The 25485-nt window shown below is 66.1% G+C and carries 22 protein-coding genes; 2 read left to right on the forward strand and 20 right to left on the reverse strand.

Annotated features, from left to right (window positions below):
* Nucleotides 1-194: 194 nt before the first annotated feature.
* Nucleotides 195-704: a transposase gene (locus ACSX1C_RS06805; protein ID WP_439888795.1), complete on the reverse strand. Its 510-nt coding sequence runs from the start codon at nt 702-704 to the stop codon at nt 195-197.
* Between the two features lie 158 nt (nt 705-862).
* Here ACSX1C_RS06805 and ACSX1C_RS06810 point away from each other — a divergent pair, with 158 nt between their 5' ends.
* Nucleotides 863-1387 carry a GNAT family N-acetyltransferase gene (locus ACSX1C_RS06810; protein WP_439888796.1) on the forward strand — a complete coding sequence of 175 codons (525 nt, stop codon included), beginning with the start codon at nt 863-865 and terminating at the stop codon, nt 1385-1387.
* Nucleotides 1388-1655: 268 nt separating this feature from the next.
* Here the strand turns inward: ACSX1C_RS06810 and ACSX1C_RS06815 are convergent, their stop codons facing one another.
* The 3 genes from ACSX1C_RS06815 to zwf are packed head-to-tail and all read right to left on the reverse strand — an operon-like array spanning nt 1656 to nt 4516.
* The gene (locus tag ACSX1C_RS06815) at nt 1656-2327 is read right to left on the reverse strand and encodes a bifunctional 4-hydroxy-2-oxoglutarate aldolase/2-dehydro-3-deoxy-phosphogluconate aldolase (protein ID WP_439888797.1); all 672 of its coding nucleotides are present in this window, start codon (nt 2325-2327) and stop codon (nt 1656-1658) included.
* Nucleotides 2328-2346: 19 nt separating this feature from the next.
* On the reverse strand, nt 2347-3060 hold the full coding sequence (gene pgl, locus ACSX1C_RS06820) for a 6-phosphogluconolactonase (protein ID WP_439888798.1): 714 nt from the start codon (nt 3058-3060) through the stop codon (nt 2347-2349).
* Nucleotides 3047-4516 (reverse strand): glucose-6-phosphate dehydrogenase, encoded by a 1470-nt coding sequence (gene zwf / locus ACSX1C_RS06825; RefSeq protein ID WP_439888799.1) that lies wholly within the window; start codon nt 4514-4516, stop codon nt 3047-3049. The genes pgl and zwf overlap by 14 nt, the downstream gene beginning before the upstream one ends.
* A gap of 180 nt (nt 4517-4696) precedes the next feature.
* On the opposite strand from zwf, the gene ACSX1C_RS06830 reads away from it, so the two are divergent.
* Nucleotides 4697-5557 carry a MurR/RpiR family transcriptional regulator gene (locus ACSX1C_RS06830; RefSeq protein WP_318646324.1) on the forward strand — a complete coding sequence of 287 codons (861 nt, stop codon included), beginning with the start codon at nt 4697-4699 and terminating at the stop codon, nt 5555-5557.
* A gap of 2 nt (nt 5558-5559) precedes the next feature.
* On the opposite strand, the gene ACSX1C_RS06835 is transcribed toward ACSX1C_RS06830, so the two are convergent.
* From ACSX1C_RS06835 to ACSX1C_RS06910, 16 genes are all read right to left on the reverse strand, one after another.
* Nucleotides 5560-7185: an NADP-dependent glyceraldehyde-3-phosphate dehydrogenase gene (locus tag ACSX1C_RS06835; RefSeq protein ID WP_439888800.1), complete on the reverse strand. Its 1626-nt coding sequence runs from the start codon at nt 7183-7185 to the stop codon at nt 5560-5562.
* 109 nt (nt 7186-7294) lie between these two features.
* Nucleotides 7295-8743 carry a pyruvate kinase gene (gene pyk, locus ACSX1C_RS06840; RefSeq protein WP_439888801.1) on the reverse strand — a complete coding sequence of 483 codons (1449 nt, stop codon included), beginning with the start codon at nt 8741-8743 and terminating at the stop codon, nt 7295-7297.
* A 205-nt stretch (nt 8744-8948) separates the two neighbouring features.
* On the reverse strand, nt 8949-9734 hold the full coding sequence (locus ACSX1C_RS06845) for a D-hexose-6-phosphate mutarotase (protein WP_439888802.1): 786 nt from the start codon (nt 9732-9734) through the stop codon (nt 8949-8951).
* A gap of 138 nt (nt 9735-9872) precedes the next feature.
* Nucleotides 9873-11132, reverse strand: a complete 1260-nt coding sequence (locus tag ACSX1C_RS06850; protein WP_439888803.1) for a maltoporin — start codon at nt 11130-11132, stop codon at nt 9873-9875.
* Between the two features lie 176 nt (nt 11133-11308).
* Nucleotides 11309-12973, reverse strand: a complete 1665-nt coding sequence (gene pgi, locus ACSX1C_RS06855) for a glucose-6-phosphate isomerase (RefSeq protein WP_439888804.1) — start codon at nt 12971-12973, stop codon at nt 11309-11311.
* Between the two features lie 50 nt (nt 12974-13023).
* A complete protein-coding gene (locus ACSX1C_RS06860; protein ID WP_439888805.1) occupies nt 13024-13965 on the reverse strand; it encodes a carbohydrate kinase family protein in 942 nt (313 codons plus the stop codon).
* Nucleotides 13966-14009: 44 nt separating this feature from the next.
* Nucleotides 14010-15482, reverse strand: a complete 1473-nt coding sequence (locus ACSX1C_RS06865; RefSeq protein ID WP_439888806.1) for a mannitol dehydrogenase family protein — start codon at nt 15480-15482, stop codon at nt 14010-14012.
* 33 nt (nt 15483-15515) lie between these two features.
* Nucleotides 15516-16619 (reverse strand): ABC transporter ATP-binding protein, encoded by a 1104-nt coding sequence (locus ACSX1C_RS06870; RefSeq protein WP_439888807.1) that lies wholly within the window; start codon nt 16617-16619, stop codon nt 15516-15518.
* Between the two features lie 15 nt (nt 16620-16634).
* On the reverse strand, nt 16635-17468 hold the full coding sequence (locus ACSX1C_RS06875) for a carbohydrate ABC transporter permease (RefSeq protein WP_439888808.1): 834 nt from the start codon (nt 17466-17468) through the stop codon (nt 16635-16637).
* A 10-nt stretch (nt 17469-17478) separates the two neighbouring features.
* Nucleotides 17479-18411: a carbohydrate ABC transporter permease gene (locus ACSX1C_RS06880; protein ID WP_439888809.1), complete on the reverse strand. Its 933-nt coding sequence runs from the start codon at nt 18409-18411 to the stop codon at nt 17479-17481.
* 92 nt (nt 18412-18503) lie between these two features.
* A complete protein-coding gene (locus ACSX1C_RS06885) occupies nt 18504-19814 on the reverse strand; it encodes an ABC transporter substrate-binding protein (RefSeq protein ID WP_439888810.1) in 1311 nt (436 codons plus the stop codon).
* A 213-nt stretch (nt 19815-20027) separates the two neighbouring features.
* Complete coding sequence (locus tag ACSX1C_RS06890; RefSeq protein ID WP_439888811.1) at nt 20028-20933, reverse strand: helix-turn-helix domain-containing protein; 906 nt, start codon at nt 20931-20933, stop codon at nt 20028-20030.
* Nucleotides 20934-21167: 234 nt separating this feature from the next.
* Complete coding sequence (locus ACSX1C_RS06895; RefSeq protein WP_439888812.1) at nt 21168-22397, reverse strand: maltoporin; 1230 nt, start codon at nt 22395-22397, stop codon at nt 21168-21170.
* A gap of 142 nt (nt 22398-22539) precedes the next feature.
* Complete coding sequence (locus ACSX1C_RS06900) at nt 22540-23709, reverse strand: ABC transporter ATP-binding protein (RefSeq protein WP_439888813.1); 1170 nt, start codon at nt 23707-23709, stop codon at nt 22540-22542.
* A gap of 10 nt (nt 23710-23719) precedes the next feature.
* Complete coding sequence (locus tag ACSX1C_RS06905; RefSeq protein WP_439888814.1) at nt 23720-24553, reverse strand: carbohydrate ABC transporter permease; 834 nt, start codon at nt 24551-24553, stop codon at nt 23720-23722.
* Nucleotides 24546-25454 (reverse strand): carbohydrate ABC transporter permease, encoded by a 909-nt coding sequence (locus ACSX1C_RS06910; protein ID WP_439888815.1) that lies wholly within the window; start codon nt 25452-25454, stop codon nt 24546-24548. Before ACSX1C_RS06910 ends, ACSX1C_RS06905 begins: the two co-directional genes overlap by 8 nt.
* Between the last annotated feature and the right edge of the window lie 31 nt (nt 25455-25485).

Here is a 25485-nt window from a genome sequence, read left to right on the forward strand (position 1 = left end):
TATATCCGGCCTGTGTTGGGCGCTATCGCCCCGGCCATTCTGTAGTTCGCGCAGCGGGGGCCAAGCGTTCAATCGATCCCTCAGATCATGATTGTTATCGGCCTTGTTCCGCTGCAGGGCTCGCCTGTTCCGACAGTGCTGCCGCTCACCACAACCCCATGAAAACCTTCACCCCATCCTGATTACCCCCGCCGTCAGGCGGGCTTCGTGCTGTGCCAAACGCCGCTGAAGCGCCGCGCATGGCACCACACCGCCCAGCAAATCCGCACCAGTTTGTTCGCCAGGGCCACCGCCGCCTTGTTGTGGCCGATCCGCGCGGCGGTCTCGACGGCCCTGCGCTGTAGTGGGGTCAGTTTCTCCGGCGTGCGCGCCTGGCAGCGCTGCGCCGCCAGCAAGGCTGCTCGGGAGCCGTGGACCAATAACGTGCGGACATAGACGTTGCCCAGCCGGCTGATGTGCCCCAGCTTGCGCCGCTCGCCGCTACTGAACTCGCGCGGGGTCATGCCCAGCGCCTGCACTATGCGCGCCCAATAGTGGGCCGTACCACAAGCCTCCATCACCCACTCGACCGCCTCGGCCTGCTCCTGTATATATCGCCGGAACGCCTCCCGGTTCACCCGCTTGCGCTGCACCACATGGCCGGAACGGACACCCGCGGCAACTTGGTAAACGGACTTGGCCAGATCAACCGCAATACGCTTCATCTCGACCCTCCCAACTATCAGCCACCACCGCTGCGGGTATAGATATAGAAGGTGGTGCGGGGGAGTCCATTACAGCATTCAAGATCGTTCGCTACGCTCACTCCGGACGTCCTCAAGCTACGCCGCGTCCGCCCCTTAACCTGTCCGTTAGGCGTCATATGAAAGTTTCAAAAATTCCTAAAAAAATGGCAGCAGAGTTAGACTCTGAAAACAACTTTATTGTCCGTGAAGTGTTCAGCGTACTTCTATCCGACAGAATATTTGAACTATCTACTCGCAGCGTGAGCCCCTACCTAAAGGACTACACGTCGGATGATGAGCCTGAAGATGATTCTGATTGCTACGGTGCATTCGTCGATCAAGAGCTAGTCGGGAAGATCGTGCTTAGTTCAACCTGGAACGACCTAGCCTCAATTGAGCATATTGTTGTAGCTCGCACACACCGAGGCAAAGGAGTCGCAACTGGCCTCATCGAATTTGCAAAAGAATGGGCGCTGAGCAAGCGGCTTCATGGCATCCGCTTGGAGACGCAGACAAATAATGTTCCCTCCTGCAATCTTTATGCGAAATGTGGTTTCACCCTCGGCGGTATTGACTTGTTCTCGTATAAAACTCGACCACAAGTTTCAAACGAAACGGCCATGTACTGGTACTGGTTCCCGAGAACAGTGAATGACACCTAACAATGTATATGGACTCTCCCCACAAGCGGTGAAAAATAGCTTTTCCAACCCTGTCGTCAGCGCGGTTGCATGCGTATATCCGGCCCGTGTTGGGCGTTATCGCCCTGGCCATTCTGTAGTTCGCGCAGCGGGGGCCAAGCGTTCAATCGATCCTTCAGATCATGATTGTTATCGGCCTTGTTCCGCCGCGAGGCCGGCCTGTTCCGACAGGCTCGCGCCTCACCACAACCGCCGATATGAAATGGTCCAGGCACAGGCTCGCGACAGATCAGGCGAGTAGCCGCAAGGCCTCGGCACTGGCTTGCTGGATACGTGCCCAGTCGCCACGCTCGACCCACTGGCGCTCGAACATCCAGCTGCCGCCAACGCACATCACATTGGACAGCGCCATGTAGCTCTGCAGATTGCCCGGGTTGATGCCGCCGGTCGGGCAGAACCGCACGCCGCCGAACGGCCCGGCGAGGGCCTTGAGCGCCGCGGTGCCGCCGCATACCTCGGCCGGGAACAGCTTGAAGCGCCGGTAGCCGAGGCCGTAGCCGAGCATGATGTCCGAGGCGCTGCTGGTGCCCGGCAGCATGGGCACGGTGCTCTCCAGGCCGGCCTGCAACAGCTCGGCGGTGGAACCCGGGGTGACGATGAACTGGGCGCCGGCCTGCTCGGCCGCGGCGAGCATCTGCCGGTCGAGCACGGTGCCGGCGCCGACGCACAGCCCCGGGCGCTCCTCGCGTAGGCGGCGGATGGCGGTCAGGCCGTGCGGCGAGCGCAGGGTGATCTCCAGCACCGTCAGGCCGCCGGCGGCCAGGGCATCGGCCAGGGGCAGGATGTCTTCTTCGCGAGCGATGGTGATCACCGGCATGATCCGCGCACGGGCGCAGATGCTGTCGATCTGGGCGATCTTGTCGGCCATGCGCTCGGCCTGGCGGGTGTCGTTGTTGGTCATGTCGGCTGGTCCTTCGGCCCTAAGGGCACCAGTAGATTTCAAGAGGGGAACGGAGGAAGGCGCGGATCGGCATGCTGCTCGCGTCGGCATGGCTCAGGGCCGCGCCCAGGGTGACCAGCTTGGCCGGCCCCTGGATCGCCAGCAGCGGTCGGCGCGCCGCGGCCAGCAGCGGCAGTGTCAGGCTCAAGCGCTGGCGCGGCTCGCTCGGCGCCTGCATCGGCAGGCAACGGCGCGGACAATCGGTTTGCAGGGCCAGGCCCAGGTTCGGGCTGCCCGGGAACAGCGAGGCGGTATGGCCGTCGTCGCCCATGCCCAGCACCAGCACGTCGATCGGCGGCAGTTCGGCCAGCGCCTGCTCGGCCTTGAGGGCGGCCTCTTCGAGGCTGCCGGCGACCTGGTAGAGGCCGAGCAAGCGCGCCTCGGCGGCCGGCCCGCGGAGCAGGTGACGGCGCACCAGGGCCTCGTTGCTGGTGGCGTGGTTGACCGGTACCCAGCGCTCGTCCGCCAGGCTGATCAGCACCTGCGCCCAGGGCAGTACCTGCCGGGCCAGGCACTCGAAGAAGGCGATGGGGCTGCGACCGCCGGACACCACCAGGGTCGCCCGGCCCTGGCTGGCGATGGCCGCGCGCAAGGCGGCCGCCACGTCGCCGGCGAGGGTCTCGGCGAGCTGCTGGGCATCGTTCAGGCTGCGCGCCACAACGCCGACCGGCAGGTCCAACTTAGAGATCGCCATACCAGGACCTCCCGTCGCGGGTGATCAGCGCCACCGAGCCCATGGGGCCCCAGGTGCCGGCCGGATAGGGTTTGGGCGCGTCGCCGAGCTGTTGCCAGCCGGCGATCAGCTGGTCGCACCATTGCCAGGCGTACTCGATCTCGTCCTTGCGCACGAACAGGTTCTGGTTGCCGCGCATCACCTCCAGCAACAGGCGCTCGTAGGCATCGGGGATGCGCGCACTGCGATAGGTGTCGGAGAAATTCAGCTGCAGCGGGCCGCTGCGCAGCTGCATGCCCTTGTCCAGGCCCTGGTCCTTGGTCATCACCTGCAGGGCGATGCCCTCGTCCGGCTGCAGGCGGATGATCAGCTTGTTGCCGATCAGCTGGCGCTGCTCCGGGGCGAAGATGTAGTGCGGCGGTTCCTTGAAGTGGATGACGATCTGCGACAGCTTCTGCGGCATGCGCTTGCCGGTACGCAGGTAGAACGGCACGCCGGCCCAGCGCCAGTTGCGGATATCGGCGCGCAGGGCGACGAAGGTCTCGGTGTCGCTCTGGGCATTGGCGTTCTCCTCCTCCAGGTAGCCCGGAACGGCCTTGCCATCGCTGCTGCCGGCCACGTACTGGCCGCGCACCACCTGACGACTGAGCTGTTCGGCCTTGATCGGCTCCAGGGCCTTGAGCACCTTGACCTTCTCGTCGCGGATGCTGCTGGCCGACAGGTCGCTGGGCGGGTCCATGGCGATCAGGCAGAGCAGCTGCAGCAGGTGGTTCTGGATCATGTCGCGCAGCTGCCCGGCCTGGTCGAAGTACCCCCAGCGCCCCTCGATGCCGACCTTCTCGGCCACGGTGATCTCCACATGGGAGATGAAGTTCTGGTTCCACTGGGTCTCGAACAGGCTGTTGGCGAAGCGTAGGGCGATCAGGTTCTGCACCGTCTCCTTGCCCAGGTAGTGGTCGATGCGATAGACCCGCGACTCGGGGAAGAACTGTGCCACCGCCTCGTTCACCGCCCGCGAGGACTCCAGGTCATGGCCGATCGGCTTCTCCAGCACCACCCGGGTGCGCGCGGCCAGGCCGCTGCCGGCCAGGTTGGCGCAGATACCGCCGTAGACCGCGGCCGGGGTGGCGAAGTAGGCGATCAGCGACGGCGCGTCGCCGACCCGCTCGGCCAATACGGCGTAGTCGTCGGCCTCGCGGAAATCCATGCTCAGGTAGCTCAGGCGCGCCTGGAAGCGTTGCAGCACCGCCGCGTCGAGCTCGCCCGCCGGCACGTGGCGACGCAGGTGCTCCTCTATGTTGCCCAGGTGCTGCTCGGCGTCGCCGCTTTCGCGGGCCAGGGCGAGGATGCGCGTATCGGCGTGCAGCAGGCCGGCACGGTCGAGCTGATAGAGGGCCGGGAACAGCTTGCGCAGGGCCAGGTCGCCCAGCGCGCCGAACAAGGCAATGCTGCAGGAGTCAACGGTTATGGATGGCATAATGTTTGTTCTTCTATCAAGATGCACTAGGAATACCCGGTATCCGCCATTTTTACAAGGCTAGATGTAGTAATATAACAACATTTTTCGTAAAGACACATTCCTATGGTCGCGAGTCGACCCCATCAGTACGATAGGCCGGCACTTTCATCGCCCGCCTGAGGAAAAGAAATGGATCGCGTGCGAAATCTCCTGGAGCAGATCCAGAGCCGCCTCGACAGCCTGAACAAGGCCGAGCGCAAGGTGGCCGAGGTGATACTGCACAACCCGCAGCAGGCCACCCGCTTCAGCATCGCCGCCCTGGCCCAGGCGGCCCAGGTCAGCGAGCCCACGGTCAACCGCTTCTGCCGCTCCTTCGACGTCAACGGCTACCCGGAACTGAAGATGCAGCTGGCCCAGAGCCTGGCCAGCGGCGCCGCCTACGTCAGCCGCGCCGTGGAGGCCGACGACGGCCCGGAGGCCTACACCCGCAAGATCTTCGGCAGCGCCATCACCTCGCTGGATGCCGCCTGCCAGGCGCTCGACCCGCAGATGATCAGCCGCGCCGTCGACCTGCTGATCCAGGCCCGGCAGATCCACTTCTTCGGCCTCGGCGCCTCGGCTCCGGTGGCCCTGGACGCCCAACACAAGTTCTTCCGCTTCAACCTGGCCGTGTCGGCCCATGCCGACGTGTTGATGCAGCGCATGCTGGCCTCGGTGGCCCACACCGGCGACCTGTTCGTGATCATCTCCTACACCGGGCGCACCCGCGAGCTGGTGGAGGTGGCACGCCTGGCCCGGGAGAACGGCGCCTCGGTACTCGGCCTGACCGCCGCCGGCTCGCCGCTGGCCAAGGCCAGCACCCTGAGCCTGGACATCCCCCTGCCGGAGGACACCGACATCTACATGCCGATGACCTCGCGGATCATCCAGCTGACCGTGCTCGACGTGCTGGCCACCGGCATGACCCTGCGCCGCGGCGTGGACTTCCAGCCGCACCTGCGCAAGATCAAGGAGAGCCTCAACGCCAGCCGCTACCCCAGCGACGAGGAACCCAGCTAGGTTCAGAAGATGTAGTCGGTGGTCAGGAAGCTCGACTCGCGCTTGCGGATGATCTCGCTGACCAGCGCCTTGTTGCTCTCCTGGAACTTGGTCGCCACCAGGGTGCGGATGGAGAACACGCGCAACGCGTCATGCACCGACAGGGTCCCCTCGGCCGAGTTCTTGCGCCCGTTGAACGGGTAGCTGTCCGGGCCGCGCTGGCACTGGGCATTGAGATTGATGCGCCCGACCTGGTTGGCGAAGGCATCGATCAGGCGGCCGACCTGGGCCGAGTCGCTGCCGAAGATGCTCAGTTGCTGGCCGAAGTCCGACTCCAGCACGTAGTCGATCACCGTCTGCAGGTCGCGGTAGGGCACCACCGGCACCAGCGGGCCGAACTGCTCCTCCTGGTAGACCCGCATGTCCGCGCCGACCGGGTAGAGCACGGCCGGGTAGAAGAACGAGCCGCGCGACTCGCCGCCACCGGGATTGACCACCCGCGCGCCCTTGGCCAGGGCGTCGGCCACCAGGGCGTCGAGGCACTCGACCTTGCCCTCCTCCGGCAACGGCGTCAGGGCCACGCCCGACTCCCAGGGCATGCCCGGCTTGAGCGCGGCGAGCTTGCTGTTGAACTTGTCGAGAAAGCTGCCGACCACCTCCTCGTGAACGAAGAGGATCTTCAGTGCGGTGCAGCGCTGGCCGTTGAACGACAGCGCACCGGTCAGCGCCTCGCTCACCGCGTTGTCCAGGTCGACCTCGGGCAACACGATGCCCGGGTTCTTCGCGTCCAGGCCCAGGGCCGCGCGCAGGCGGTGCGGCCGCGGGTGCAGTTTCTTCAGCGCGCTGGCGCCCTTGTGGGTACCGATGAAGGCGAACACGTCGATCTTGCCGCTGGCCATCAGCGCGCTGACCGCCTCGCGGCCGCCGCTGTAGATGACGTTGATCACCCCGGCCGGGAAGCTGTCGCGAAACGCCTCGAGCAGCGGGCGGATCAGCAGCACGCCGAACTTGGCCGGCTTGAACACCACGGTGTTGCCCATGATCAGCGCCGGGATCAGGGTGGTGAAGGTCTCGTTCAGCGGGTAGTTGTAGGGCCCCATGCACAGGGTCACGCCCAGCGGCACGCGACGGATCTGGCCGAGGCAGTCCTGCTCCAGCTCGAAGCGGCTGGAGCGACGATCCAGCTCCTTGAGCGCGGCTATGGTGTCGACGATGTAGTCGCAGGTACGGTCGAACTCCTTCTCCGAGTCCTTGAGGTTCTTGCCGATCTCCCACATCAGCAGCCTGATCACCGCCTCGCGCTGCGCACGCATGCGCACCAGGAAGGCCTCGACATGCTGGATGCGCTCGGCCACACGCATGGTCGGCCAGGCGCCCTGGCCGTTGGCGTAGGCGCGTACCGCCGCGTCCAGGGCGTCCAGCGCCGCCCGCTCGTCGAGTTCCGGCGTGCTGCCGAGCACCACCTGCTCATCGCCCCCCTCGCCCGCCAGGTACACCGGGCTGCGCACGGTCGCCAGCGGCCCCTCCCAGATGCGCAGCTGGCCATCGACCAGGTAGTCGCGCTGCTCGATGAGGGCGCCCAGGCGGTATGCCTCGGGAATCTCGGCCGGGGTCGGGAAAAGCGTGTCGAGACGACTAGCAGTGCTCATGGCAATACCTCTTGTAAATAGCCAATGCCGAGGCGGCGGTCCGCGCCGGCACGAAACGAATCCTCGCGGGCGCGCAACGCCGGCGCCGCGCATACCCAGACCGAGCGCATCAGCAAACGGCATCGCCCACGCGGACCACCCGCAGGCAGTTGGTACCGCCCTGGGCGTTGGCATGATCGCCGCGCGAGATCAGCACGTGGTCGCCCTCCGCCACCACGCCGCGCCGCACCAGCTCCTCGACGGCGCGGCCGTTGACTTCGCCGATCGGATAGGCGTCGCAATCGAAGGGAATGGTCTGCACCCCGCGGAACAGGGCCACCCGGCTCTGCGTGCGCGGGTTGCGCGAGAAAGCGTAGATCGGCAGGTGCGAGCGGATGCGCGACATCAGCCGCGGCGTATCCCCGCTCTCGGTCATGCAGATGATCGCCCGAACCCCGTGCAGGTGGTTGGCCGCATACATGGCAGCCATGGCGATCGACTCGTCGATCTTGTGGAACCGCTCATCCATGCGGTGCTTGGAGCGATGGGTGTGCGGATGCTTCTCCGCCCCGACTATGACCCGGCGCATGGCCTGCACGGTTTCGACCGGGTAGGCGCCGGCGGCGGTCTCGGCCGAGAGCATCACCGCATCGGTGCCGTCGAGCACCGCATTGGCCACGTCGAACACCTCGGCACGGGTCGGCAGCGACTGGCTGATCATCGACTCCATCATCTGCGTCGCGGTGATCACCACCCTATTGAGGCTGCGCGCCCGCTCGATGATCAGCTTCTGCACCGCCACCAGCTCGGCATCGCCTATCTCCACCCCCAGGTCGCCGCGAGCCACCATCACCCCCTCGGAGGCCTCGATGATGGCGTCCAGCACGCGGGGGTCGACGACCGTCTCGGCCCGCTCGATCTTGGCGATCAGCCCGGCCTCGCCGCCGGCCTCACGCAGCAGGCGGCGCGCCAGCTGCATGTCGGCAGCGTCACGGGGGAAGGACACCGCCAGGTAGTCGACCCCCATGCTGGCGGCGGTCTGGATGTCGGCGCGATCCTTGTCGGTCAGGGCCGCAGCCGACAGGCCACCGCCCTTGCGATTGATGCCCTTGTTGTTGGACAGCGGCCCGCCGACCAGCACCTCGCAGACCACCTGGCCGCCCTCGACCCGCAACACCCTGAGCTCGATGCGTCCGTCGTCCAGCAAGAGGATGTCGTCCGGCCGGCTGTCGCTGATCAGCGCCTCGTAGTCGATGCCCACGCCATGCGCGTCGCCGGCGTTCTTGCCCCGCCCGGCATCGAGGACGAAGACCTGCCCCTTGCACAGCTGCACCTTGCCCTCGGCGAAGCGGGCGATGCGGATCTTCGGCCCCTGCAGGTCGGCCAGCACGGCGACGAAGCGCCCGTGCTTGCGGGCCAGCTCGCGCACCAGCGCGGCACGGGCGATGTGCTCCTCGGCACTGCCGTGGGAGAAATTCAGGCGCACCACATCGACGCCGGCCAGCACCAGCGCCTCGATGGCCTCGGGACTCTCGGTGGCCGGCCCCAGGGTGGCGACAATTTTCGTTCTGCGCTGCATAGCTGAATTCCCTCGAAGGCAGGTGGTGCGAACAGGACAGGCGAGGCGCGGAACGGACCGACCGCAGAGAGACCCCGAAGGGTGCTCACGGGAGCGGAGGCCTCGCCATTAAATTGTTGCTCTATCAACTAAATCTATAGATATCTCGTACAACAACATCCATCAAGGATTAATGTTGTTATATAACTACATTTATTTCATAAGTTCAGCCCCGGCGCGCGCCCAGACTCAGCACGCCCTCCTCGCCGGCCTGCAGACTCAGGCTGTCGGGTCCGCAGCTGGCCGCCTCGACACAGAGGAAGCCCAGGGTCTCGTTCCAGCCGACATCGGTCAGCGGCCGGCTGCCGGGATGCCAGACCACGCTGTTGGCGGCACCGGAGGTATCCAGCAGCAGGCGCCGCTGCCAGGCCAGATCCCGCAGCTGCAGCTCGCCGCCGCGGCGGTAAACCCGGTGGCAGCCATCCCCGATGCGCAACTCGCCCTGCTGCCGGCAGTCGGCGCGCGCCAGCAGATCGTGACCCGAGGCGCCGTCCAACCCCAGCAGCGCCAGCTGTGCCACATCGCCGACCCGCCAGTAGGCATGCAAGGCATGGCTGAGCCTGCAGGGCTCGCTGTCCCCGTGCAGGGTGACCAGGCGCAGGCTCAACTCATCGCCCAGCTCGGCCTCCAGGGTCACCTGCCAGTCGCACAGCTCCAGCCGCCAGCGCAGGCGCACGCCTCGCTCATGACTCTCGCAGCCCAACAGCTGCCAATCGCTCAGCCGCGCCCAGCCGTGGGACGGCCAGCCAGGCTCGCTCGGATGGCGGCCGAACCAGGGCCAGCAGATCGGCACGCCGCCGCGAATCGCCCCGTGGGGCTGCCAGCGACTGGCGCACCACAACCAGGGGCGCTCGCCAGTCGGCTGGAAGTGCAGCAGCTGCGCGCCCTGACGGCTGAATACGGCCTGGCAGCGCGGGTGCTCGATCAGCAGCAGCTCGCGTCCCTGATGCATCAACCAACGCTGCGGCGGCCCGCCGCACGGCCGAAACAACCCGGCCAGGGGGTGCTCCACGCCCCCCCCCGGCCGGCTCGCCGGCTTGCCAGAGGGCAAGCCGAGTCGATGCCGTGCCCTAAGCGGCAACATCGAGCCTCACCACCAGTACTCGACCTGCACGCCGAAGTTCGAACCGTGGAGGGCACTGCCGAACGCCCCGCTGTCGGACAGCGCCGAGCCGGCCGCCATCCGGCTGGCGGCCTCCTGCGCCGCCTGGTTCCAGGTTGCGTAGGTGTAGTACAGGCGCAGCTCCGGGCGGGCCCAGAAGCCCGGACCGGACGGCGACCAGGTCGGCGCCACGGTGAACTTGCTCAGCTTGCGCGTGCCGCCCTCGGCATCGACCTGGTCGTGGCCCAGCTCGCCGACCAGCTTGAACTGCTCGGTGAAGGCGTAGCTGGCGCGGCCGCCGACCGACAGCCAGTTCTCGTCGTCCATGTCGGCGCGCTCGTCCTTCTGGTACACCACCAGGAACTGGCCACCCAGGCGCGGGGTGATCTGCCAGTCGAAGAACTCCACCAGGCGATAGCGCTTGGCACTGTCGTCGAGCATCACGTCGCCGGTGGAGCCCAGGGCGGTGCCCGGACCCGGACCGTACTGCAGGGCCAGGGTGTTGGTGCCGCCGAGGTTGAGGAAGTCCTTCTGCTTGTGCTGGGCGGTGATCGACCAGCCGCTGTGGGCGCCTTCGATGTGGCGCGGCTTGTCGATGAAGCTCAGGCCGAACTCCAGCTCGCCATTCGGGTTGGTGGCGAAGCCGGCGACGTTGAAGTCGTGGCGGTTGATGTATTCCTTCTGGAACACGCTGTCCTTGCGCGAGAAGGCGTAGCTGTACTTCAGCCCGCCCAGCGCGTAGTCCTCGATGCCGGCGCCGGTGGCGCTCTGGTTCCAGTAGAAGAAGTCGCTGATATGAATGTCGTTGCGCTTGTAGAAGCGCCGCCCGGCCCACAGCGAGCCGCCGTTTAGCGCCGGCACCTGGCTCCACTCGACGTAGGCCTGGTTCATTCGCGTGAAGCCATGCTCGCCGGTGAATGTCGGGGTATGCCCATACTCGTTGAACAGCTGCGCCATGCCTTCGACGCTGACCACCGAGCCGTCGTCCAGGCTCAGCAGGTCCTGGCGCAGGTCCAGTTCGGCGTACTGCTCACACTCGTTGCCCAGGCGGAACTTCGACTGGGCGCCGGGCAATTGGAAGCACGACTGGCGGCCATTGCCGTCGGCTGTACCGGCGCCGCTGCGCACATAGCCGCTGAACTCCAGGGCCTGGGCTTGGGGCAACAGCAAAGCCACGGCCAATAGGTAGGGTGCGCCACGCACACCACTGACTACCGACGATGACTGAGGGTTGGGGCCATTCTCCATGGTTACTCCTAATTGTTTTTGTTGTGGGGGGCTTCGGAAACCGCCGAAGCGACGGATGCTCTGGCTTTGTGCAGGCGTACAGCTCCCTTGCCGAGTGACGAATCACTCGGTTTTAAATCTTCAGTGGTGAATGGCCGGGCGATGCCGCGCCTCAGCGGCGCGGCAGCCGCATCAGCTCAACCCCGATGACGACCGCGGAAGAAGTCGATCAGCCCCTGGGTCGAGCCGTCCTCGGCTCCGCCCTGCTCGCTGCCGACCAGGCGCGAGTAGACGCTCTTGCCCAACTCCTTGCCCAGCTCCACACCCCACTGGTCGAAGGCGTTGATGCCCCAGATCACGCTCTGCACGAACACCTTGTGCTCGTACAGCGCGACCAGGGCGCCGAGACGGCGCGGGCTGACCCGTTCCATGACCAGGGTGTTGCTCGGCCGGTTGCCGGGGATCACCTTGTGCGGCGCCAGGCGCTGCACCTCATCCTCGTCCAGGCCCTTGGCGCGCAGTTCGGCCTCGGCTTCGGCCTGGGTCTTGCCGCGCATCAGCGCCTGGCTCTGCGACAGGCAGTTGGCGTACAGCCACTGGTGATGGTCGGCCACCGGGTTGTAGCTGACCACCGGCACGATGAAGTCGGCCGGGATCAGCGCGGAGCCCTGGTGCAGCAGCTGGTGATAGGCGTGCTGGCCGTTGCAGCCGACCCCGCCCCAGATCACCGGGCCGGTGGCGCAGGGCACGAGCCTGCCGTCCTGCAGCACGCGCTTGCCGTTGGACTCCATGTCCAGCTGCTGCAGGTGCTTGGTGATGTTGCGCAGGTAGTGGTCGTACGGCAGGATCGCCTGGGTCTGGGCGCCCCAGAAATTGCCGTACCAGATGCCCAGCAGAGCCAGCAGCACCGGCATGTTCTGCTCGAACGGGGCGTTCTGGAAGTGCTCGTCCATACGGTAGGCGCCGGACAGCAGCTCCTTGAAGTTGGACATGCCGATGGACATGGCAATCGGCAGGCCGATGGCCGACCACAGCGAGTAGCGGCCGCCAACCCAGTCCCACATCGGCAGGATGTTCTCCTCGCGGATGCCGAAGGCCACCGCCGCCGGCACGTTGCTCGACACGGCGATGAAGTGACGATGCAGTTCGGCTTCCGAACCGCCCTGGGCCAGGTACCAGCTGCGTGCAGCCTGGGCGTTCTTCAGGGTCTCCAGGGTGCTGAAGGTCTTCGAGGAGATGATGAACAGGGTGGTTTCGGCGCGCAGCTTGGCCGCCAGCTCATGGAACGAGCTGCCGTCTATATTGGCCAGGTAGTGGCAGCGCACGCCGCGCTGGGCGAAGGGCAGCAGCGCCTCGGAGACCAGCTGCGGGCCGAGGAAGGAGCCGCCGATGCCGATGTTCACCACGTCGGTGATGGGCTTCTCGCTGTAGCCGCGCCACAGGCCGTCATGCACCTTGCCGACCAGCTCGGTCATCTGCAGCAGCACCCGGTGCACCTCGGGCATCACGTCGACGCCGTCGACCAGCACCTTGTCGCCGATCGGCCGGCGCAAGGCGGTGTGCAGGGCCGGGCGGCCCTCCGAGGCGTTGAGCCGTTCGCCGTCGAACAGCGCGCCAATCGCCTGCCGCAGGCCACACTCTTCGGCCAGGCGCACCAGCAGGTCGCGGGTTTCGCGGGTGATCAGGTTCTTCGAGTAGTCGAGGAACAGCCCGCAGTCGTTCAGGGAAAACTCGGCGAAGCGCTGCGGCTGCTCGGCGAATGCGTCGCGCATGCTGAACTCGGCGAAGCACTCGCGGTGCGCGGCAAGGCCCTGCCAGGCGGGCAACCGGGTGACATCGTGGGATGGCTGAGGGTGCGGCATGACAACTCCTGGAAAGTTAATGGACGAAAGGCTTGAGGCTCCGGCGCGGCTCAAGGCTGTTCCAGTTCATGGGCGTAGGGCAGATCCGGCCCGGTGCGCGAGCAGGTCACCGCAGCGGCGCGCACGGCGTAGTCGAGCATCGCCTCGATATGCGTGCGCGACAGCGCGGCCAGCGCCTCCGGGCTGTCCAGGCCGTGGCGGCTCAGGTAGGCCAGTAGTGCGGCCTGAAAGGTGTCGCCTGCGCCGACCGTGTCGCGCGTGTCCACCGCCTGCGCCGGCACCGCCCAGCGCCCGTGCTGGCGGCTGTGCACGCTGGCGCCGTCGCTGCCGTGGGTGAGGAACACCAGCTGGCAACGCTGGCCGAGCCACTGACCGACCACGTCCTCGGGATCGCGCTGCGGGTAGAGCAGGGCCAAGTCTTCCTCGCTGACCTTGATCAGGTGGGCCTGGGCGGCGAAGGCCTCGACGCGCTGGCGCCACAGCTCGATGCTGGGCTCGACGCCGAGGCGCACATTGGGGTCGAGGCTGATCAGGCGTTGATCGCCCTCGCGCCGCACCAGTTCGAACAGGGTATCGGCGATGGGCGTCACCACCAGGGAGTAGGAGCCGACATGAATGCCGCGCACCCGTGCCTCCAGCGTCGGCAGATGCTCGAGGCCCAGCATGCGATCGGCACAGCCCTCGCCGCGAAAGCTGTACTGCGGCACGCCCTGGGCATCGACCGCGACCATCGCCAGGGTGGTCGGCGCGTCGCTGGACACCAGGTAGGCGCCGCTCACGCCTTCCTCATGCAACACCCGGCGCAGTCGCTCGCCGAGAAAATCCGTGGAAATTCCGGCGAACAGCGCCGAATCGGCGGCCAAGCGACGCAGGCCGACGGCCACGTTGAACGGCGAACCACCGGCGATCGCCTGCAATTCGAGCTGACTGCTGCGCGCGCCTTCGTCCAGGCTGAAGACATCGAACAAAGCCTCGCCACATACCAGATACATAACTGACTCCTTATCAGGGGAAGGCGCCTTCGCGGCACGGGGGCTCAAGCGAGCAGGGCCTGCAGGGTGACGCTCACCCCTTGGCTGCGCAGGCTCTCGAGATTGCGCTCGAAGGCGGCGACGAAGGCCGGCGAGGCGGCCAGCGCGCCGCCGAAGATCGTCTCTTCACCCAGCACCCGGGCGGTCAGTTGCTGGTCGTCATCGATCAGCGCCTGGCAGTGCTCGGCGCGTGGGTCGACGATCCGGTAGTGCTCGCCGTTCTCGTCGACGCCCTTGAGGTACAGTGCCCAGGCCGCCACCACCAGGGCGCCACGCTCCAGCGCAGCGCCGTCTTCGAGCAGCCGGTTGAGGGTCGGCACGATGAACTTGGGCAGTTTCGACGAGCCGTCGGAGCAGATCCGCTCCAGCTGGTCGGCAATGGCCTGGTTGCAGAAGCGCTCGATCAGGGTGTCCTTGTAGACCTCCAGGTCGATGCCCGGCACCGGCGCCAGCTGCGGAGTCACGTCCAGGTCCATGAAGGCGCGCAGGTAACGGCGCAGCAGCGGGTCGTTCATCGCCTCGTGGACGAAGCGATAGCCCTTGAGAAAGCCCAGGTAGGTCAGCGCCATATGGCCGCCGTTGAGCAGCTTGATCTTCATCTCCTCGTAGGGCGTGACGTCGTCGGTGAACTGCACGCCGACCTTCTCCCAGGCCGGCCGGCCGTTGACGAACTTGTCCTCCAGCACCCACTGGGCGAAGGGCTCGCAGACCACCGGCCAGGCGTCCTCGATGCCGTGGCGCTCGGCCAGTTGCTGGCGGTGCGCCTCGCTGGTCATGGGCGTGATGCGGTCGACCATGGCGTTGGGAAAGCTGACATTGGCCTCGATCCAGGCGGCCAGCTCGGGGTCGGCCAGGCCGGCGAAACTGAGCAGCGCCTTGCGCGTGACCGCGCCGTTGTGCGGCAGGTTATCGCAGGACATCAGGGTAAAGGCCGGGGTGCCGGCGGCGCGGCGCCGGGCCAGGGCCGCACAGAGAAAGCCGAAGACGCTGCGCGGGGCCCCGGGATGGGCCAGGTCGTGCTGGATGTCGGGCAGCTCGGCGAGAAACTCGCCGCTGCTGTCGTCCATGCAGTAGCCGCCTTCGGTGATGGTCAGCGAGACGATGCGGATCGCCGGATCGGCCAGCTTGTCGATCAGCGCCTGGGGCGAGTCCTCGGCCAGCAGCATGCCGCTGATGGCGCCGACCACCTGCACCGCGTTGCCCGCCTCGTCGCCCAGCTCGACCAGGGTGTAGAGGTAGTCCTGGGCGGCCAGGGCATCGCGCATGGCGCGGTCGGCGCCGCGCAGGCCGACGCCGCAGATGCACCAGTCGAGGGCCTCGCCCTGGTTCATCAGGGCCTCGGTGTAGTACGCCTGGTGGGCGCGATGGAAGCCACCGACACCGATGTGGACGATGCCCTGCTGGGTGGTGTCGGCACGGTACGCGGGCAGCGCAATAGGCGCCGCCAACTGGTCGAGGTGCTGGCGATTGAGTTTCATCTGTGCATTCCTGGATGGGGCTGGCGGGCGGCCTCAGGCCGCCTGCTGGAGTCGTTTGGCAATGGCCTGGCCATCGGCGTCGAACAGGTGGCAGTGGGCCGGGTCGAAAGCGAGCTCCAGGACTTCGCCGGCGCGCGGGGCGAAATCGCCGCGTACGCGGATGGTCAGCATCTCCCCGGAGGCACAGCGCACGTGGCAGTAGGTATCGCTGCCCAGACGCTCGCTGACGTCGGCGGTGACCCGCAACTGGCCTTGGCCGGCCGGCACGATGTCGAAGTGCTCGGGACGCACGCCCAGGGTCACCGCGCTGCCCGCGGCCAGGCCGGCGGCGGCCAGCGGCAGGCTCAGTTGCGCGCCGCACTCCAGCTTCACTTCGCAGGCGGCAGCGTCGACCTTGGCGGTCTGGCCCCGCAGGAAGCCCATCTTCGGCGTACCGAGGAAGCCGGCGACGAACAGGTTGGCCGGATGGTGATACAGCTCCATGGGCGAGCCGACCTGCTCGACCCGCCCGCCGTTGAGCACCACCACCTTGTCGGCCAGGGTCATGGCCTCGACCTGGTCGTGGGTCACGTAGATCATGGTCGCCTGCAGCTCCTGGTGCAGGCGCGCCAGCTCCAGGCGAGTCTGCACGCGCAGGGCGGCGTCGAGGTTGGACAGCGGCTCGTCGAACAGGAAGATCTTCGGGTTGCGCACGATGGCGCGGCCGATGGCCACGCGCTGGCGCTGGCCGCCGGAGAGTTGCTTGGGCTTGCGCTCGAGCAGGGGCTTGAGCTCGAGGATGGCCGCGGCGTTGTCGACCTTCTCCTGCACCTCGCGCTTGTCCACGCCGGCCAGGTCGAGGGCGAAGGACAGGTTCTTGCGCACGGTCATGTGCGGGTACAGGGCGTAGGTCTGGAACACCATGGCCAGGTCGCGCTTGGCCGGGGCCATGTCGGTGATGTCCTTGCCGTCCAGCTCGATGTGGCCGCTGGTGACTTCCTCCAGTCCGGCGATCAGCCGCAGCAGGGTGGACTTGCCGCAGCCGGAGGGGCCGACGAACACCACGAACTCGCGGTCGCGGATGTCCAGGTCGATGCCCTTGATGATGGCGGTGCCGTCGAAGCCTTTCTTCAGGTTGCGGATCTTCAAATTAGCCATGGGGAAATCCTCTTGTTACTTGACGGCGCCGAAGGACAGGCCGCGGACGAGTTGTTTCTGGCTGATCCAGCCGAAAATCAGGATGGGCGCGCAGGCCAGGGTCGAAACGGCCGAGAGCTTGGCCCAGAACAGGCCTTCCGGACTGGAGTAGGAGGCGACCAGGGCGGTCAGCGGGGCGGCGGCCGAGCTGGTCAGGTTGAGCGACCAGAAGGCCTCGTTCCAGCACAGGATCAGCGACAACAGCATGGTCGAGGCCAGGCCGCCGCGGGCGATCGGCAGCAGCACGCGAGCGATCTCCTGCAGGGTGGTGGCGCCATCCAGGCGCGCGGCTTCGAGGATGTCGACGGGGATGTCCTTGAAGTAGGTGTAAATCATCCAGACCACGATCGGCAGGTTGATCAGGGTGTAGATGACGATCAGCGCGATGCGCGAATCGAGCAGGCCCAGGCTCTGGCAGATCAGGTAGATCGGCATCAGCACGCCCACCGGCGGCAGCATCTTGGTCGACAGCATCCACAGCAGCGTGCGCTTGGTGTGGCGGCTCTCGAAGAAGGCCATGGAGTAGGCCGCCGGCACGGCGATGAGCATGCACAGCAGGGTCGCCGTGACCGAGATCAGCAGCGAATTCCAGGCGAAGCTGAAGTAGTCGCTGCGCTCGTTGATCAGCAGGTAGTTCTCCAGCGTCGGCATGAAGAGGAACTGCGGCGGCGTGGCGAAGGCGGCGATCTCGGTCTTGAAGCTGGTGAGGATCATCCACAGGATCGGGAAGAAGATCAGCGCGGCGATAGCCCAGGCCGAAGTACCCACCAGCACACTCTGCAGGCGACGGGATTGTTTAAGCGTCAGCATGATCAAGGCCTCATTGCTGGTTGGTGAGGTTCTTGCCGATCATTCGGATCAGCACTATCGCCGCGAGGTTGGCGATGACCACCGCGATCAAGCCGCCGGCCGATGCCATGCCGACGTCGAACTGCAGCAGCGCGTGGTTGTAGATCAGGTAGGCCAGGTTGGTGGACTCGAAGCCCGGGCCGCCGGCGGTGGTGGTGAAGATTTCGGCGAACACCGAGAGCAGGAAGATGGTCTCGATCATCACCACCACGGCGATCGGCCGGGCCAGGTGCGGCAGGGTCAGGTGCCAGAAGATCGCGACGGGACCGGCACCGTCGAGGCGCGCGGCCTCCTTCTGGTCCTGGTCCAGCGACTGCATGGCGGTCATCAGGATCAGGATGGCGAACGGCAGCCACTGCCAGGACACGATGAAGATGATCGACAGCAGCGGGTACTGGGCCAGCCAGTCCACCGGCTGCGCGCCGAAGAGCTTCCAGATCGCCGCGAGGATCCCCGAGACCGGATGGAAGATCAGGTTCTTCCACACCAGGGCACTGACCGTCGGCATGATGAAGAAGGGCGAAATCAGCAGCACGCGGACGATGCCCCGGCCCCAGAACTCGCAGGCCTCCAGCAGTGCGGCGATCAGCACGCCGAACACCACGCTGATCAGCAGCACGCTGCCGACCAGCAACAGGGTGTTGAGCGCACCCGGCATGAAGCCGGCGTCGCTGAGGAAGTACTCGAAGTTCTCCAGGCCGACGAACTGGTTTTCGCCGGGATACAGCAGGTTGTAGCGAATCAGCGAGAAGTAGATGGTCATGCCCAGGGGAATGATCATCCACAACAGCAGCAGCGCCACCGAAGGGCTGACCAGGAACCAGCCCGGCTTGAGCGTGCGCCGCTTGGTGCGGGCAACCGCGGGGGCGCTTTTCAGGGGCGCGTCGAGGGTCGAAGTGTTCATGGTGACTCCGTGTGAATCCGGGAGAATGCGGACAGTCGGGCACCGGCCATCGGGACTGAGGGCGCGGTGCCGGGGCGCTCAGGTGAGCCGGTCTACTTGGGGTAGCCCGCGCGCTTCATCTCGCGTGCCGTGGACTGCTGGGCAGCGGCGAGAGCCTGGTCGACCGACATGTGCCCGGTGAGCGCTGCGGTGAACTGCATGCCGACCTGGGTGCCGATGGCCTGGAACTCGGGGATGGTGACCAACTGGATACCCACATAGGGCACCGGCTTGAGCGTCGGGTTCGCCGGGTCGGCCTGCTGCAGGGACTCCAGGGTGACCTTGGCGAACGGCGCGGCCGCCATGTAGGCGTCGCTGTAGGTCGAGGCGCGGGTGCCCGGCGGTACGTTGGCCACGCCATCGGTCTCGGCGACCAGCTTGGCGTAGGCCTGGGAGGTCGCCCAGGCACTGAAGGTCTTGGCCGCGGCCTTGGCTTTGGAGCTGGTGGGTATCCCCAGCGCCCAGGAGTACAGCCAGGCCGAGCCCTTGTCGGTGACCTGCTGCGGCGCGTGGCTGAAGCCTACCTTGTCGGCGACCTTGCTCTGGCTGCTGTCCGTGACGAAGGAGCCGGCCACGCTGGCATCCACCCACAGCGCACACTTGCCGCTGTTGAACAGCGCCAGGTTCTCGTTGAAGCCATTGCTGGAGGCGCCCGGCGGGCCGTACTGCTTGAGGGTATCGACGTAGAAGTTCAGCGCCTGCTTCCACTCGCTGCCGCTGAATTCGGGCTGCCACTGCTCGTCGAACCAGCGCGCGCCGTAGGCATTGGCCACCGTGCTGATCAGCGCCATGTTCTCGCCCCAGCCGGCCTTGCCGCGCAGGCAGATGCCGTACTGCTCCTGCTCCGGCTTGTGCAGGGCGGCGGCGAACTCGCGCATCTGCTCCCAGGTCGGGTGCTCGGGCATGTGCAGGCCGGCCTGGGCGAACAGGTCGGTGCGGTAGTAGGTGATCGAGCTTTCGGCGTAGAACGGCAGGGCGTACAGCGTGCCCTTGACCGACAGGCCTTCGCGTACGGAGGGGAAGACGTCGTCCAGGGCATAGTCGGCCGGCAGGTCGGCCATGGGTTCGAGCCAGCCCTTCTCGCCCCACAGCGAGGCTTCGTACATGCCGATGGTCAGCACGTCGAACTGGCCGCCCTTGGTGGCGATGTCGGTGGTCAGGCGCTGGCGCAGGACGTTCTCTTCGAGCACCACCCACTTCAGGCGAATCTGCGGATGCTGCTCTTCGAAGGTTTTGGCGAGCCGCTGCATGCGGATCATGTCGCTGTTGTTGACCGTGGCGATGGTCAGGGTTTGCGCGGCTTGGGCAAAAGTCGTCAGGGACAGGCAGGATGCAGCAAGCAGTGCTTTAGCTGAATGGTTCATTTTCGGACTCCCCTCCCGGGCCGCTACGACACCAGGAGAACGCTGTTGTTTTTGTATTAGTCGACCTGCATTACACCCCCGCCATGCCGCCTGGAACAAATCCTAGACTGCACCCCGACCAATACTTTTTTGCACTTAATGGCCAGCCTGCCAACCAGGCAAAAGCACTGCATCCCAGCAATTACGGGGCGAACGAGAAATACAGCCGGCAAATCAGTACAGGTTTTGCTCGGTCAGGCGCTGTACCACCAGCTTGCGGTAGTCCGAGGGCGTCATGCCCTTCAACTGCTGAAAGCGTCGGTTGAAGTTGGAAATGTTGCTGAATCCAGACTCGAAGCAGACCTCGGTCACCGGCATGTCGCTCTGGCTCAACAGCTCGCAGGCCTTGCTCACCCGCAGTCGGTTGACGAACTCGACGAAACCGCGCCCGGTGGCCTGCTTGAAGAAGCGCGAGAAGTAGGTCGGGGTCATGCCCAGGTACTCGGCCACCTCCTCCTGGCTCAGGTCCTGGACGTAGCGCTGGAAGATGTAGTCCACCGCCCGATTGATGCGGTCGACATGCTGCTCGTCCGCCGGCTGGGCGGGGATTCGGCCGGAGAGCAGCTGGTAGTCCTCGCTGGCGGCCAACAGCTCGAGCAGGATGAAGAAATGACCGAGCCGGGTAGCGCCCTGGGAGTCGGCGATCTTCTGCAGCAACAGCCGCGCCTCGCGGATGCAGGACGGATCGCGAAACTCGATGCCGAACTGTGCCCGGGCCAGCAGCGGGGCCACGCTCTTCAGTTCGTCGAAGACCGCGACGCCGCGCTCCAGCACCTTGTCGGTGAAATTGACCAGCATGTCGCGCTCGGCGAACGCCTCGCCCTCCCCGGCCTGGGTGATCCAGTTATGCGGCAAGTTGGGCCCGGTCAGGAACAGCGACTCCGCTGAGAAGTTGCCTATGTAGTCGCCGATGAACACCTTGCCTGAGCTGGCGACTATGAGGTGCAGCTCGTATTCCTTGTGAAAATGCCAGCGCACCAACGGACTGGGAAAGCCGTGCTGCCGATAGATCAACGAGTGGCCTTCGTGGTCGTCCATCAACTCGAAGGAGGGTTCGGAAAAACGATTAGTACGGTGCATAGCGGCTGGCGAATTCAGGCTGGTTGCAGTTTGCGCGGCAGCGCCGGAGCACTGCGCCGAAGCGGCGAAGCCCCGCGGGCCGCGCGTCATTCATAGTAGCGCTTTTGACACCTGTACCCAGCAGGACGGTCTCCACCGCCCCGCTCGGCAGCGGCACAGAGCAGGCAGCTGCGCCCCCAGGTGCCCGCCGCGACGCCGGCTCGGGGATGCCCCGCGCCGCGGCAGCCTCGGGCCTCACCACCAGTACTCGACCTGCACGCCGAAGTTCGAGCCGTGACGGGCGCTGCCGAACGCCCCGCTGTCGGACAGTGCCGAGCCGGCGGCCATCCGGCTGGCGGCCTCCTGCGCCGCCTGGTTCCAGCTGGCGTAGGTGTAGTACAGGCGCAGCTCCGGGCGGGCCCAGAAGCCCGGACCGGACGGCGACCAGGTCGGCGCCACGGTGAGCTTGCTCAGCTTGCGCGTGCCGCCGCTGGCATCGACCTGGTCGTGGCCCAGTTCGCCGACCAGCTTGAACTGCTCGGTGAAGGCGTAGCTGGCGCGGCCGCCGACCGATAGCCAGTTCTCGTCGTCCATATCGGCGCGCTCGTCCTTCTGGTACACCACCAGGAACTGGCCCCCCAGGCGCGGGGTGATCTGCCAGTCGAAGTGCTCCACCAGGCGATAGCGCTTGGCGCTGTCGTCGAGCATCACGTCGCCGGTCGAACCCAGGGCGGTGCCCGGGCCGGGACCGTACTGCAGGGCGAAGGTGTTCTTGCCGCCGAGGCCGAGGAAGTCCTGCTGCTTGTGCTGGGCGGTGATCGACCAGCCGCTGTGGGCGCCTTCGATGTGGCGCGGCTTGTCGATGAAGCTCAGGCCCAGCTCCAGCTCGCCGCCCGGGTTGGTGTCGAAGCCGGCGACGTTGAAGTCGTGGCGGTTGATGTATTCCTTCTGGAACACGCTGTCCTTGCGCGAGAAGGCGTAGCTGTACTTCAGCCCGCCCAGCGCGTAGTCCTCGATGCCGGCGCCGGTGGCGCTCTGGTTCCAGTAGAAGAAGTCGCTGATATGGATGTCGTTGCGCTTGTAGAAGCGCCGCCCCGCCCACAGCGAGCCGCCGTTTAACGCCGGCACCTGGCTCCACTCGGCATAGGCCTGATTCATCCGCGTGAAGCCATGCTCGCCGGTGAATGTCGGGGTGTGGCCATACTCGTTGAACAACTGCGCCATGCCCTCGACGCTGACCACCGAGCCATCGTCCAGGCTCAGCAGGTCCTGGCGCAGGTCCAGTTCGGCGTACTGCTCGCACTCGTTGCCCAGGCGGAACTTCGACTGGGCGCCGGGCAACTGGAAGCACGACTGGCGGCCATTGCCGTCGGCCGTACCGGCGCCGCTGCGCAGATAACCGCTGAACTCCAGGGCCGATGCCGAGCCGGGTGCTGCCAGATAGGCCAGGGTTACCGCCAGGCCGAGACTCTTCGCTGCTTTCATTCACCTACTCCTTCTTGTTGTTATGGTCAGATCATGGGTGCGGCCCGTCGCGGCGCGCAGACACGGCAGGCGCCGGACGAGCCTGTTGCGGCTCATTGCATGGACTTGCGCGCGCGGAGGCGCGCGGACGGCCTTCCGGCCGTCAGCGGCCCTTCAGCTGCGCGACCTTGCGCGGCGCCGTGCTGACAACCGGCACGCCGAGCGGCAGGCGCTCGCCCGTGCGCGCGTCGAACAGCAGCGCCCTGCCCGGGTCGAACTGCAACTCCAGGCCCTGCCCCACCCGCGGCGCCGCGTCCGGCGCCAGGCGGCAGCAGACCTTGGTCTGGTTGATCTCGACGAAGGCCAGGGTGTCCGGGCCGGTGGGCTCGATGACCTCGACCTCGGCGACGATCGAAGGCAGCACAGCGCCCCCGACCGAGACCTGCAGAAGCTGTTCGGGGCGAATGCCGAGGATCAGCTCGCGCCCTTCCAGCCCCTCGGCCGCCCCCAGCGCCAGCTCGCACCGCGCCTGACCCGGAGCGCCGGCCGCGGATTCCAGCAGGCCGTAGCGCTGGCCGTCGCGCACCTGCACCCGCAGCGGGATAAAGTTCATCGGCGGCGAACCGATAAAGCTCGCCACGAAGAGATTCGCCGGGTCGTTGTAGATCTGCTGCGGGGTGCCGAACTGCTGGATGATGCCGTCCTTCATCACCGCCACCTTGTCGCCCAGGGTCATGGCCTCGATCTGGTCGTGGGTGACGTAGACCGTGGTGGTCTTCAGGCGCTGGTGCATCAGCTTGATCTCGGTGCGCATCTCCACCCGCAGCTTGGCATCCAGGTTGGACAGCGGCTCGTCGAACAGGTAGATCTTCGGCCGCCGCGCCAGGGCCCGACCCATGGCCACGCGCTGCTGCTGGCCACCGGACAGCTGGCCGGGCTTGCGGCTCAACAGGTGCTCGATCTGCAGCAACTTGGCCACCCGCGCCACCTCCTCGTCGATCTGTGCCTGCGCCAGCTTGCGGATCTTCAGGCCGAAGGCGATGTTGTCGCGCACGCTCATGGTCGGGTACAGGGCGTAGGACTGGAACACCATGGCGATGTCGCGATCCTTGGGGCTCTTGCCGCTGATGTCGTCGCCGTCCACCAGGATCGCCCCGCCGCTGACATCCTCCAGGCCGGCGATGCAGTTCATCAGGGTCGACTTGCCGCAGCCGGACGGCCCTACCAGGATCAGGAACTCGCCCGAGTCGATGGACAGCTCGATGTTCTTCAGGGTGTCCGCCAGGCCGCTGCCGTAGGACTTGTTGACGTTGCGTAGTTCGAGGGTTGCCATTGTCGTGTCCTCAACCTTTGACGGCGCCGGCAGTCAGCCCGCGCAAGAAGTACTTACCGGCCAGCACGTAGACCACCAGGGTGGGCAGCCCGGCGATCAGCGCCGCGGCCATGTCGACGTTGTATTCCTTGACCCCGGTGCTGGTGTTGACCAGGTTGTTCAAGGCCACGGTGATGGGCTGGGTGTCGCCGCTGGCGAACACCACGCCGAAGAGGAAGTCGTTCCAGATCTGGGTGAACTGCCAGATCAGGCAGACCATGATGATCGGCAGCGACATCGGCAGCAGGATCTTGCCGAAGATGGTGAAGAAGCCGGCGCCGTCCAGGCGCGCCGCGCGCACCAGGGCAGCGGGGATGCTCACGTAGTAGTTGCGGAAGAACAGCGTGGTGAAGGCCAGGCCGTAGACCACGTGGATCAGCACCAGGCCGCCGGTGGTGTTGGCCAGGCCGAGCTGGCCGAGGGTGAAGGACGCCGGCAGCAGCACCACCTGGAACGGCAGGAAGCAGCCGAACAGCAGCAGGCCGAAGAACAGCTGCGAACCGCGGAAGCGCCACATGGCCAGCACGTAGCCATTCAGCGCGCCGAGCAGGGTCGAGATCAGCACCGCCGGCACGGTGATCTTCACCGAGTTCCAGAAGTATCCGCCGACGCTGTCCCAGGCCTTGACCCAGCCGATCGCGGTGAACAGTTCGGGCCAGGACAACAGGTTGCCGCTGCGGATGTCGTCCGGGGTCTTGAAGCTGGTGAGCAGCATGATCACCAGCGGAATCAGGTAGACCGCGCAGACCACCAGCAGGGTCGCGTAGATGGCCACACGGCCCGGAGTCAGGGCACGCTTAATCATGGCGCTTGTTCCTCAGTTCGGAGTACAGGTACGGCACCAGGATCGCCAGCACCGCGCCGAGCATGAGGATCGCGCTGGCGGCGCCGAGGCCCATCTGGCCGCGGGTGAAGGTGTGGGCGTACATGAACAGCGCCGGCAGGTCGGAGGAGTAGCCCGGACCGCCCGCGGTCATCGAGGCCACCAGGTCGAAGCTCTTGATCGCGATATGGGCGAGGATCATCAGGGCGCTGAAGAACACCGGGCCGAGGCTCGGCAGGACGATGCGCAGGTAGATGGCCGGCAGGCTGGCGCCGTCGACCTGGGCGGCGCGGATGATCGACTGGTCGACGCCGCGCAGGCCGGCGAGGAACAGCGCCATGACGAAGCCTGAGGCCTGCCACACCGCCGCCATCACCAGGCAGTACACCACGTACTGCGGGTCCACCAGCCAGTCGAAACGAACACCTTCCCAACCCCAGTCGCGCAGCAGCTTGTCCAGGCCCAGGCCGGGATTGAGCAGCCACTTCCAGGCGGTGCCGGTGACGATCATCGATAGCGCCATGGGGTAGAGGAAGATGGTGCGGATGAACCCTTCGCGGCGGATGCGCTGATCCAGCAGCACCGCCAGCAGCACCCCCAGCACCAGGCTGATGGCGATGAACAGGCCGCCGAACAGCAGCAGGTTCTGGCTCGCCACCCACCAGCGGTCGTTGTCCAGCAAACGCTGGTACTGCTCCAGGCCGACCCACTTGTAGCTGGGCATGAAGCGTGAATTGGTGAACGACAGCAGCAGGGTCCAGCCGATGTAGCCGTAGAAGCCGACCGTGATGATCAGCATGCTCGGCGCCAGCACCAGCTTCGGCAGCCAGCGCTGCAGGGCGTCCAAGGGCGAGGCCTTGGTAAAGACTGCGATTGAGCTCATAACACAGGTCCATCACGTCGAGAGGAACGGA

The organism is Pseudomonas sp. MBLB4123, from assembly GCF_051904775.1.
GTDB classification, from domain to species: domain Bacteria; phylum Pseudomonadota; class Gammaproteobacteria; order Pseudomonadales; family Pseudomonadaceae; genus Aquipseudomonas; species Aquipseudomonas benzenivorans_B.

Coding starts and splice junctions, on each gene's coding strand:
- ACSX1C_RS06805 (WP_439888795.1), bottom strand. CDS start 704: ATGAAGCGTATTGCGGTTGATCTGGCCAAGTCCGTTTACCAAGTTGCC.
- ACSX1C_RS06810 (WP_439888796.1), top strand. CDS start 863: ATGAAAGTTTCAAAAATTCCTAAAAAAATGGCAGCAGAGTTAGACTCT.
- ACSX1C_RS06815 (WP_439888797.1), bottom strand. CDS start 2,327: ATGACCAACAACGACACCCGCCAGGCCGAGCGCATGGCCGACAAGATC.
- pgl (WP_439888798.1), bottom strand. CDS start 3,060: ATGGCGATCTCTAAGTTGGACCTGCCGGTCGGCGTTGTGGCGCGCAGC.
- zwf (WP_439888799.1), bottom strand. CDS start 4,516: ATGCCATCCATAACCGTTGACTCCTGCAGCATTGCCTTGTTCGGCGCG.
- ACSX1C_RS06835 (WP_439888800.1), bottom strand. CDS start 7,185: ATGAGCACTGCTAGTCGTCTCGACACGCTTTTCCCGACCCCGGCCGAG.
- pyk (WP_439888801.1), bottom strand. CDS start 8,743: ATGCAGCGCAGAACGAAAATTGTCGCCACCCTGGGGCCGGCCACCGAG.
- ACSX1C_RS06845 (WP_439888802.1), bottom strand. CDS start 9,734: ATGCATCAGGGACGCGAGCTGCTGCTGATCGAGCACCCGCGCTGCCAG.
- ACSX1C_RS06850 (WP_439888803.1), bottom strand. CDS start 11,132: ATGGAGAATGGCCCCAACCCTCAGTCATCGTCGGTAGTCAGTGGTGTG.
- pgi (WP_439888804.1), bottom strand. CDS start 12,973: ATGCCGCACCCTCAGCCATCCCACGATGTCACCCGGTTGCCCGCCTGG.
- ACSX1C_RS06860 (WP_439888805.1), bottom strand. CDS start 13,965: ATGTATCTGGTATGTGGCGAGGCTTTGTTCGATGTCTTCAGCCTGGAC.
- ACSX1C_RS06865 (WP_439888806.1), bottom strand. CDS start 15,482: ATGAAACTCAATCGCCAGCACCTCGACCAGTTGGCGGCGCCTATTGCG.
- ACSX1C_RS06870 (WP_439888807.1), bottom strand. CDS start 16,619: ATGGCTAATTTGAAGATCCGCAACCTGAAGAAAGGCTTCGACGGCACC.
- ACSX1C_RS06875 (WP_439888808.1), bottom strand. CDS start 17,468: ATGCTGACGCTTAAACAATCCCGTCGCCTGCAGAGTGTGCTGGTGGGT.
- ACSX1C_RS06880 (WP_439888809.1), bottom strand. CDS start 18,411: ATGAACACTTCGACCCTCGACGCGCCCCTGAAAAGCGCCCCCGCGGTT.
- ACSX1C_RS06885 (WP_439888810.1), bottom strand. CDS start 19,814: ATGAACCATTCAGCTAAAGCACTGCTTGCTGCATCCTGCCTGTCCCTG.
- ACSX1C_RS06890 (WP_439888811.1), bottom strand. CDS start 20,933: ATGCACCGTACTAATCGTTTTTCCGAACCCTCCTTCGAGTTGATGGAC.
- ACSX1C_RS06895 (WP_439888812.1), bottom strand. CDS start 22,397: ATGAAAGCAGCGAAGAGTCTCGGCCTGGCGGTAACCCTGGCCTATCTG.
- ACSX1C_RS06900 (WP_439888813.1), bottom strand. CDS start 23,709: ATGGCAACCCTCGAACTACGCAACGTCAACAAGTCCTACGGCAGCGGC.
- ACSX1C_RS06905 (WP_439888814.1), bottom strand. CDS start 24,553: ATGATTAAGCGTGCCCTGACTCCGGGCCGTGTGGCCATCTACGCGACC.
- ACSX1C_RS06910 (WP_439888815.1), bottom strand. CDS start 25,454: ATGAGCTCAATCGCAGTCTTTACCAAGGCCTCGCCCTTGGACGCCCTG.